This window comes from uncultured Thermus sp., from assembly GCF_938010445.1.
GTDB lineage: Bacteria > Deinococcota > Deinococci > Deinococcales > Thermaceae > Thermus > Thermus altitudinis.
Map to the genome: position 1 here is coordinate 1 of NZ_CALLUR010000144.1, position 5761 is coordinate 5761.

The window sequence follows — 5761 nt, forward strand, 5'->3', positions numbered from 1 at the left end:
GGCTTTAGCCAAGTCCAAGAGCCCTTGCCCCTGGGCCACCCGGGCCCCAGCCCGGGCCGCCGCCAAACGCAGGACGGGGTCCGGATGAGCCAGATACGGAAGAACCGCTTCCAGGGTTTCCGGCAAGCGGGCTTGGGCTAAAGCCTCGAGGGCCTCCAGCCGCAGGGGCCGGGAAGCGAAACGGGCCTTCAGGATGCGGGGCCAAGGGGGGTTCGCCTGGCGCAGCCATTCCGTTATCCGTTCAGCAAACTCCCCCTTCAACATTTCCCGCAGGTCCAAAAGGGCTTCAAAGGCTTCCCTAGGCCAAGGAGGAGGGGGAGGAGACCCACCAGCAAAAAGGATTTCCGTAAAGCGGGCTAGCCAGTCCTCGTAAGCCTTACGGTCAAGGAGTTCCCGGCTTGCGCTGTAGGCGTGGTAAAGCAGAACGTAAGCGGCCAGCAAGCCCAAGGCTGTCCCAGTTAGGACCAGGGCCTGCCACAAGGCCCCGTAGACCTGGGGATAGCCAAAAAGGCCAAAAAGACGCCCTGAAAAGACCACTACCAGGCTTCCCAGGGCCAGGCCCTCCAGGAGCACCACCAGAAAGACCAAAAGGGCATAAAGCCGTTCACCGCGCCGCCACATATCCCTTCAGACGCTTTATCAGGTCCCCAGGGCTGAAGGGCTTGGTGAAATACTCTTGGGCTCCTAAAGCCTGGGCTTCGGCGAGGCTCCGCTCTTGCTTAAGACCCGAAAGGATCAACACGGGCGTAGACTTCCGTAGCTCCTTTCGCAAGTAGCGCAAGAGGTCTAACCCCGAACCCCCGGGCAGGTTGATGTCCAGGATGATGGCATCCCAATCCTCCTGGAGGGCAACCTTGGCGGAAGGGTAGTCCCGCACCAGGAAGGACAGATACCCCTCCCGCCCAAGGGCTACCTCCAAAACCTTGGCCACCGTAGGGTCATCCTCCACCACCAAAACCCGGGCCACACCCCCATTCTAAGAGGAGAAGCTACCGAAGCCTTTGCAACAAGGCTTGGACCTCGGGATCGGGGTTTCGCTTAGCCTCTTGCGTAAGTAGCCCCCGGGCCTCCTCCACCCTTCCTTGTTCCAAGAGGGCCTTGGCCAAGGTGAAGCGGGCCAAGGGGTAGCTGGGTTCCACCGCCAGCACCTGCCGAGCGAGGAACTCCGCCTCCTTGGCCCGGCCCAGGGCCAGGACCACCTCGGAAAGCCCCCAGCGGGCATCCAGGTTCCCCGGGTCTTCCTTAAGCACCTTCCGGTAGCTCTCCTCCGCCTCCCCATAACGCTTCAGGTGGTAGAGGAGCCGGGCGTAGCGCACCCGGGTATCAGGGCTATCCAAAAGGGCTAGGGCCTTCTCGTAAAGGGGCTTAGCCTCGCCATGGCGGCCCTGGAGGTAAAGGGCAAAGGCCAGCTCGCCCAAGGCCTCGGCATCGTCGGGAAAGACGGAAACCGCCCGGCGCAAAAAGGCCTCCGCCCCAGCCGGGTCCTGGGGAAGCCTCTTCCGACCCTCGTAAAAGCTTTTCCGTTCCCGGAAGGGCACGGGGTCCGAGGGGTAGCCCTCGAGGCCCACCTCATCCAAGGCCATGGCCCGCACCTGGCTCACGCGGTCCGCCTGGGGCAGGTAGCGGAACACGTTACCCTCTACCCTGGCGGAAAGGACCACGGCATCCCCGCTGCGAACCTCCACCCGGAAGCCCCGGCTCCCCTCGGGGCCCAGCATGCGGAACACCACCTCGCCCTCAGGCCCCGGCACCGGGCGCACCTGGGGAGCAGGAAGAAGCTTCCGCCTAACCCCCGTTCCCAGAACCGCTCCTTCCCCGGCAGGAAGCCTTTCCTGCCCCAAGGCCACCTTTCCCCGGTAAAGGGAAAGGCGGGCCCCGCTTTCCCGGGAAAGGCGCAGGTGGGTCCCCGTGGGCCGCACCTGGCCCTCGGGGGTGGAAAGGGCCAAGGGCACAGGGGCCTCCCGCACCGCCTCCACCCCTCCTCTTTCCAAACGCACCTGCACCCTCTCTCCCCCACCCCAAAGGCTCCGCCAGCGCCGGGCCTCCCCGTGAGCCTCAGGGCTAAAGGCCAGCTCCAGCCCAGGAAGCCGTACCACCTCCCCGGCCGGTACCCCGCCGAAGGCCTGGGAACCCAAGGGGGCGGGGAAGATGGGCACGCGGGCCAAGGCGATCAGGGCCACCAGCAGGAGAAGCAGCCTTCCCACCGGGGCCCTTTGGCCCGGCCGGGGCCTGGGCAGGAGGAGGAAGAAGGTGCTCCCCCGGCCTAAGCGGCTCCTTAGACGGACCTCGCCCCCGTGGGCCTCGAGGACCCGCTTCACCAGGGCAAGCCCAAGCCCCGTCCCCTCCACCTCCCCCCGGGTGGAGGCCCGGTAGAAGGGTTCAAAGACCCTTTCCTGCTCCGCCTCGGGGATCCCGGGGCCAGTATCGGAAACGGCGATGCCGTACCGGTCCCGACCCAGAAGGAGGCGCACCGCCACCCGCCCCCCTTCCGGGGTGTATTTCACCGCATTGTTGAGGACGTTCAGCACTGCCTGATAGAGCCATTCCTTATCCCCGTATACCCAGGCCTCCCGTTTCGGCAGGACCAAGCGGAGCCGGATTCCCTTCCTTCGGGCCAGAGGCCGCACTTCCTCCGAAACCTGGAGAAGAAGGGCCTTGAGGTCCACCCGTTCACCCTTAAGCCGCACCCCCTGGCCCAGGCGCAGGTACTCCTGGGCCTTTTGCAGGAGTTCTTGGATGCGACGGGCACTCCTTTCGGCGATAGAAAGGGGTTCCTTAGCCTCTTCCGGAAGGTCCCCGGTTTCCAGGGCAAGTTCCAAGGCCCCCAAAACGCTCATCAAGGGGTTTTTGATCTCGTGAAGCAAAAGGCGAAGGAGCCTGGCGCTCTCCTCCTGGCTCTTTAAAAGAGCAAGCTCCCGCTCCCGTAGCTCCCACACCTCGCGGAAGGCCCGAAGGAGGAGGCGCAAAGCCTCCTGGGTTGCCGGAGGCGGGGGCGGCCCTTCCCAGTAAAGGGCCATATCCCCCTCCTGCCAAAGCTTTTCTCCCCGTAAAGGACCTTCGGGAAGCACCTCCCCCCGGAAAAGGAGCCGCACGGGATACCGGCGGAGAAGCTCCGCCATGAACCCCAGGTCGGCGGGGGGAGCCTTTACCATCCTTACTAGGCTATTCTAGCCCTTTGAAAAGGATGTGAAAGCCTAGGGCTTGGGAGCCATCACCACCAGGAGAAGGGCGGGGTTTGCCGACTCGTTGCGCACGCCATGGGCCTCCCCTGAGCGGGCGATGGCCGCCATCCCTGGGGCCAAAAGGGCTTCCTCCTCCCCGATGCGCACCACCACCTCGCCCTCCAGGACGTAGTACACCTTGTCGGAACCCTCGTGGGTGTGCACCTTTTGCGCCTGTCCCGGAAGCAGGGCATAGAGGTCAAAGAACATCCCCTCTGACTCAAAAACCGGAATTTTGGCCATCTTTTCCGGGTTATACCGCACCAGGCTCCGCAGGTCTTTAATCTCCATGGCCCCAAGTCTACTTGACGAAAGCCCAAGCGGGGCACTACACTAACCTTTGCGCGCCGGGGAGTAGCGCAGCCTGGTAGCGCACACGCTTGGGGTGCGTGTGGTCGTCGGTTCAAATCCGGCCTCCCCGACCAAAAGCCCCCGCCCAAACGGGCGGGGGATTGTCTTTGGCTGGCGCGGCCCGGGGTTTCCACCCTGGCCGTGCCAGGGTGGGGTGGGTTATGCCCGGCCCACCGTGCCCATCAGCTCAAACTTTTCCCGGATCACCTGCTTCAGGTAGTCCCGGCCTTTGCCGATGATCTTGCGGGGATCAAACTCCTTGGGATTGCCCACCACCACTTCCCGGATGCCCAGGGTCATGGCCAGGCGCAGGTCGGTGTCAATGTTGATCTTGGCAATGCCGTTGGGAATGGCCTTTTTGATATCCTCATCGTGGATACCCGTGGCCTCCTTCAGCTCAGCCCCCGTGGCCAAGAGCTTCTCCTTAAGCCAGGTGGGTACCCCGCTGGCCCCGTGGAGCACCAAGGGGATGGAAACCCGCTTGCTGATCTCCTCGAGGCGCTTGTGGTCAATGTAGGGCCGGCCCTTCCCCTTATAGGCCCCGTGGCTGGTGCCGATGGCGATGGCCAGATAGTCTATGCCCGTTTCCGCCACGAAGCGCTCCGCCTCCTCGGGATCGGTGAGGAAGGCCTCGGCCTCGGAGACCTGGATGTTGTCCTCAATGCCCTGAAGCCGGCCCAGCTCCGCCTCCACGCTCACCCCCACCGCATGGGCGGCTTCCACCACCTTCTTGGTCTCGGCCACGTTCTCCTCAAAGGGGTGGTGGCTGGCATCAATCATCACGCTGGTGAAGCCCGCCCTCAGGGCCTGCATCACCATCTTGAAGTCGGCCCCGTGGTCCAGGTGCAGGACCACGGGCACCTTGGTGCGGCTGGCCATATCCTTCACCAGGTTGGCCAGGTTCTCCATTCCGGCGTACTTCCGGGCCCCGTCGGAAACCTGAATGAAGACGGGAGCCCGTAGTTCATCGGCTACCTCCAGGATAGCCTGGGTGATCTCCAGGTTATTGGTGTTGAAACTGGGAACCGCATAGCCTTCCCGCCGCGCCTTATCCAGAACCTCTTTACCGATCGCCAAGGGCATACAGCACCTCCTTTAGCTCCTTTAGGTTATCAGCCACGGGCCGCTTGTTGAAAAGGGCGCTCCCCGCCACGGCCACGTCCGCGCCCGCCCGGTACACCTCGGCCACGGTTTCCCGGTTCACCCCCCCATCCACCTCCAACAAGCAGGCCGGGTTCAGCCGGTCCCGCATGGCCTTGAGGCGGCGAAGCCTCTCGGTGGCGGTGGGGATGTACTTCTGCCCTCCAAACCCCGGGTTCACGCTCATGAGCAGGGCCAGGTCCAGCTCAGGCAAAAGGGGCTCAAAGGCCTCCAGGGGGGTGGCGGGGTTGATGGCCAACCCCGCCCGCTTCCCCAGCTCCTTCACCTTCTGCACCGCCCGGTGGGCGTGGGGGGTGGCCTCAACGTGCACGGTGATGACATCGGCCCCCGCCCGGGCGAAGTCCTCCAAGTACCTTTCGGGCTGCACGATCATGAGGTGCACATCCAGGGGCAAGGAGGTGACCCGCCGCACCGCCTCCACCAGAAGGGGCCCGAAGGTAAGGTTGGGGACGAACACCCCATCCATCACGTCCAGGTGGATCCAGTCCACCCCTGCCGCCTCGGCCTCCTGGATCTGGTCCTTGAGCCTCGCCAGGTCCGCGGTGAGAATGGAGGGCGCAAACTTCAGCATCCCTTCCCCCTAGGCCACCCGCAGGTGCCCCCGCTCGATGGCCAGCTCCCGCATCTTAACCAAGTAGTAGGCGATGACCAACTGGGTTAAGGCCAAGGGATAGCTCTGCCCCGCCTTGTCCAGGAAGGTGCCCACCAGGCTGGGGTCAAAGTGCTCCACGTGGTGGCCCAGGTGGTCCCAGATGATGCGTTCAAAGGTCAGGGCCTGCTCGGGGGTCACGTTTCCCGTGATGTCCAGGATGTCTGCCTCCTTCCGGGCCTCCAGGCGGATCAGGGCCTCGTCCTCGTAGGCGGAGTGGAGCACCTCGGAAAGGTCTAGCCGGGGCAGGGTGTGCTTTAGGGCGATGCGCACGTTCAGGGTGCTGGGGTTTTCAGGGTTGTAGCCAGGGGGGCGGTAGAAGCGCACCACGAGGTCCGCGTGCTCCTTCTGGGGCCAGATGAAGGCCCGGGAGTCGGGC

Annotated in this window: 5 protein-coding genes, 1 tRNA gene and 2 pseudogenes; 1 reads left to right on the forward strand and 7 read right to left on the reverse strand. The window is 64.2% G+C overall.

All coding sequences use genetic code 11. The annotated features are described in order from the left end of the window. From Q0693_RS07950 to Q0693_RS07965, 4 genes and pseudogenes are all read right to left on the reverse strand, one after another. A pseudogene (locus Q0693_RS07950) lies at positions 1 to 621 on the reverse strand (HEAT repeat domain-containing protein); the annotation flags it as partial. After that, positions 605 to 967, reverse strand: coding sequence for a response regulator transcription factor (locus Q0693_RS07955; protein WP_298630563.1), 363 nt, complete (start codon positions 965 to 967; stop codon positions 605 to 607). The pseudogene Q0693_RS07950 and the gene Q0693_RS07955, both read right to left, overlap by 17 nt. Before the next feature lie 22 nt (positions 968 to 989). Continuing rightward, complete coding sequence (locus Q0693_RS07960) at positions 990 to 3152, reverse strand: ATP-binding protein (RefSeq protein WP_298630565.1); 2163 nt, start codon at positions 3150 to 3152, stop codon at positions 990 to 992. 42 nt (positions 3153 to 3194) lie between these two features. After that, positions 3195 to 3512 carry a cupin domain-containing protein gene (locus tag Q0693_RS07965; RefSeq protein ID WP_243029892.1) on the reverse strand — a complete coding sequence of 106 codons (318 nt, stop codon included), beginning with the start codon at positions 3510 to 3512 and terminating at the stop codon, positions 3195 to 3197. Positions 3513 to 3569: 57 nt separating this feature from the next. Here Q0693_RS07965 and Q0693_RS07970 point away from each other — a divergent pair. Beyond that, positions 3570 to 3646, forward strand: a tRNA-Pro gene (locus tag Q0693_RS07970). A gap of 85 nt (positions 3647 to 3731) precedes the next feature. On the opposite strand, the gene fba is transcribed toward Q0693_RS07970, so the two are convergent. The 3 genes and pseudogenes from fba to Q0693_RS07985 all read right to left on the reverse strand — a co-directional run. Further along, on the reverse strand, positions 3732 to 4655 hold the full coding sequence (gene fba, locus Q0693_RS07975; protein ID WP_243029894.1) for a class II fructose-1,6-bisphosphate aldolase: 924 nt from the start codon (positions 4653 to 4655) through the stop codon (positions 3732 to 3734). Further along, complete coding sequence (gene rpe, locus Q0693_RS07980) at positions 4636 to 5304, reverse strand: ribulose-phosphate 3-epimerase (protein ID WP_243029896.1); 669 nt, start codon at positions 5302 to 5304, stop codon at positions 4636 to 4638. The genes fba and rpe overlap by 20 nt, the downstream gene beginning before the upstream one ends. Positions 5305 to 5313: 9 nt before the next feature. After that, a pseudogene (locus Q0693_RS07985) lies at positions 5314 to 5761 on the reverse strand (ribulose phosphate epimerase); the annotation flags it as partial.